3 protein-coding genes are annotated in these 2,686 nt (G+C 73.2%); 2 read left to right on the plus strand and 1 reads right to left on the minus strand.

Annotated features, from left to right (window positions below):
• The first annotated feature begins 171 nt into the window (after window positions 1-171).
• Both OUY22_RS36420 and OUY22_RS36425 read left to right on the plus strand, forming a co-directional pair.
• Window positions 172-828, plus strand: coding sequence for a response regulator transcription factor (locus tag OUY22_RS36420; protein ID WP_270159875.1), 657 nt, complete (start codon window positions 172-174; stop codon window positions 826-828).
• The gene (locus tag OUY22_RS36425) at window positions 825-2,006 is read left to right on the plus strand and encodes a sensor histidine kinase (RefSeq protein WP_270159876.1); all 1,182 of its coding nucleotides are present in this window, start codon (window positions 825-827) and stop codon (window positions 2,004-2,006) included. The genes OUY22_RS36420 and OUY22_RS36425 overlap by 4 nt, the downstream gene beginning before the upstream one ends.
• A 3-nt stretch (window positions 2,007-2,009) precedes the next feature.
• On the opposite strand, the gene OUY22_RS36430 is transcribed toward OUY22_RS36425, so the two are convergent.
• The coding region (locus OUY22_RS36430; RefSeq protein ID WP_270159877.1) for a CU044_5270 family protein at window positions 2,010-2,686 on the minus strand (677 nt) is incomplete at its 5' end.

Consider the following 2,686-nt stretch of genomic DNA (forward strand, 5'->3'; position numbering starts at 1 on the left):
ATCCGCGAGTTGAGCATTCGCGAGTTGAGCATTCGTACGCGCATCCTGCTCTCCTTCCGGCGGCCGGACCGGTTCCTGCCGCTGGGAGGAGATGCAACCGGCGAGCCGGTTTCCCGGCGGTTTCCCCGCGCGTTAACAGCGAGCCAACACGTCACCGGTCACGATTCCGGCATGCGAGTGCTGGTGGTGGAGGACGAGCGCATCCTGGCCGACGCGATCGCCGAGTGGCTGCGCGGCGAGACGCACGCCGTGGACACCGCGGGCGACGGCGAGGCGGCGCTGGAGCGGCTCGCGGTCAACGACTACGACGTGGTCGTCCTGGACCGGGACCTGCCGCGCGTGCACGGCGACGACGTCTGCAGGGAGCTGGTGGCGTCGGGGTCGACGGCGCGGGTGCTGATGCTCACCGCCGCGGGGGAGATCGACGACCGGGTGGCCGGGCTGTCGCTGGGCGCCGACGACTACCTGGCCAAGCCGTTCGCGTTCGCCGAGCTGTCGGCCCGGGTGCAGGCGCTCGGCCGGCGCGCCCGGCCCGCCCTGCCGCCGGTGCTGCGCCGCGCCGGTATCACGCTCGACCCCGCCCGGCGTGAGGTGTTCCGGGACGGGCGGTACGTGCCGCTGTCGAACAAGGAGTTCGCCGTGCTCGCCGAGCTGCTGCGCGGCGACGGCGCCGTGGTCTCCTCCGAGCAGCTTCTGGAGAAGGCGTGGGACGAGAACGCGGACCCGTTCACCGGGGTGGTCCGGCTGACCGTGCTCAAGCTGCGCCGCAAGCTGGGCGAACCGCCGGTGGTGCTGACCGTGCCCGGCGCGGGCTACCGCATCCCGTGAGGCTGTCGCTGCGGCTGCGGCTCACGGTCGTGTACGGCGCGCTGTTCCTGCTGGCCGGCGTGGTGCTCGTCGCCGTCACGTACCTGCTGTTCGACCAGGAGCTGGTACGGATCTTCGACGAGAAGTACGGCGACCCCGGCGGGGACCGGCACCGGTTCATCTCCATCGTCAAGGACGGGGTGATGCTCGGCCCCGAGGAGTCGCGGCGGCTGCTGGCCGAGCAGGAGGCCGACCTGCGCGCCGCCGCCACCACGTCGCTCCTGGCCCAGGGGGTGGTCGCGGTCGGGGTGGTCGCCTGCCTGGCGACGGCGCTGGGCTGGGTGGTGGCCGGGCGAGTGCTGGCCCCGCTGCACCAGGTCACCGCGACCGCGCGCCGGATCGCCGCCGCCCCCGACCGCGGCCTGCGGGAGCGGATCGACCTGGACGGCCCGGTCGACGAGGTCAAGGAACTGGCCGACACCTTCGACACCATGGTGGCCAGGCTCGACCGGTCCTTCGACGGGCAGCGCAGGTTCGTCGCCAACGCCTCGCACGAGCTGCGCACTCCGCTGACGCTCAACCGCGCCCTGGTCGAGCTGGCCATGCACCGCCGCGCCGCCTCCCCCGACGTCAGGCAGCTCGGCGAGAGCCTGCTGGAGATCAACGCCCGGCACGAACGGCTCATCTCCGGGCTGCTGCTGCTCGCGCGGGCCGAGCACGAGGTGACGGACCGGTCGCCGGTGGACCTCGCCGACATCGTGGCGCACGTGGTCGCGCAGACCGCCCAGGAGGCGGAGCAGGAGGGGATCGCCGTGTACGAGGAGACGTTCCCGGCGCCCACGACCGGGAACGCGCTGCTCCTCGAACGGCTGGCGACGAACCTGGTGGAGAACGGCATCCGGCACAACCTGCGCGACGGCACCGGCTGGGTCCGGATCGCCACCCGTACGGTCACCGGCGGGCAGGTCACGGTGACGGTCACGAACACCGGCCCCACCGTGCCGCCGTACGACGTGCCGGAGCTGTTCGAGCCGTTCCGGCGGCTCGACGGCGAGCGCGTCCTCACGGGCAGGAGCGCCGGCCTGGGCCTGTCGATCGTCCGGTCGGTGGCCCGCGCCCACGGCGGCGACGTGACGGCCCGGCCGAGGGAGGGCGGCGGCCTGGTGATGACCGCCACGCTCCCCCGCGCCGACGGCTGACCGTCAGGGCGTCTGACCAGGCCGGTCCACGACCCCCGCCGCGAGTACCGACATGGCCAGCTCGTGACCGCCGCGCACGCTCTTGACGCCGAGGTAGCGGTAGTCGGCCGGGTCGAGGATCGTGTAACCCTTGCCGGCCTCGCCCAGGTCGAGCACGACGCCGAGCCCGGTGCGGCCGTCGGCCGTGGACACGTTCTCCTCGATCTTGACGTTCGGGATGCGGGCCATGGCCCGGTACATGGCGGCGGCCTTGTCCGGTGGGATGACGGGGCCGAACTTCAGGTACCACTGGAGGGCGCCGAACGCCTTGACGTCGTCCTCGGTGCCCGCCGGGCACTCGGGCTGGCAGATCGACAGCGCGGCGCGCTCGTCCATGCCGCGCAGGTGGGCCAGGAGCGCGTCCGGTTCGCCGGGGAACGCCAGCACCTCCTGCTGGGTCTTGAGCGGGTTCGTGGGGCCCTTCTCGGCGCCGGCCTTGACCGTGCCGCCGTCTCCCTGGCGGACGGCGGTGCGTGCGCCGTCCATCCGCGACCAGGTCTCGAGGACCGGCGCCGAGGCGATCGGCTGCCGCTCCTTGAGGTAGAACCACTGGTCCGGGCGGGGATCGGGCACGTCGGTGCGCTCGGCGACGAGCGCGGCGTCCTCCAGCACCTCGGCCGCGGTCAGCGGGTTCGCCTGGC

It is taken from the genome of Nonomuraea corallina, assembly GCF_027620315.1.
GTDB classification, from domain to species: Bacteria; Actinomycetota; Actinomycetes; order Streptosporangiales; family Streptosporangiaceae; genus Nonomuraea; species Nonomuraea corallina.

Excerpts from the sequence above, each read along its gene's own strand:
- OUY22_RS36420 (WP_270159875.1), top strand. The coding sequence starts at position 172 with ATGCGAGTGCTGGTGGTGGAGGACGAGCGCATCCTGGCCGACGCGATC.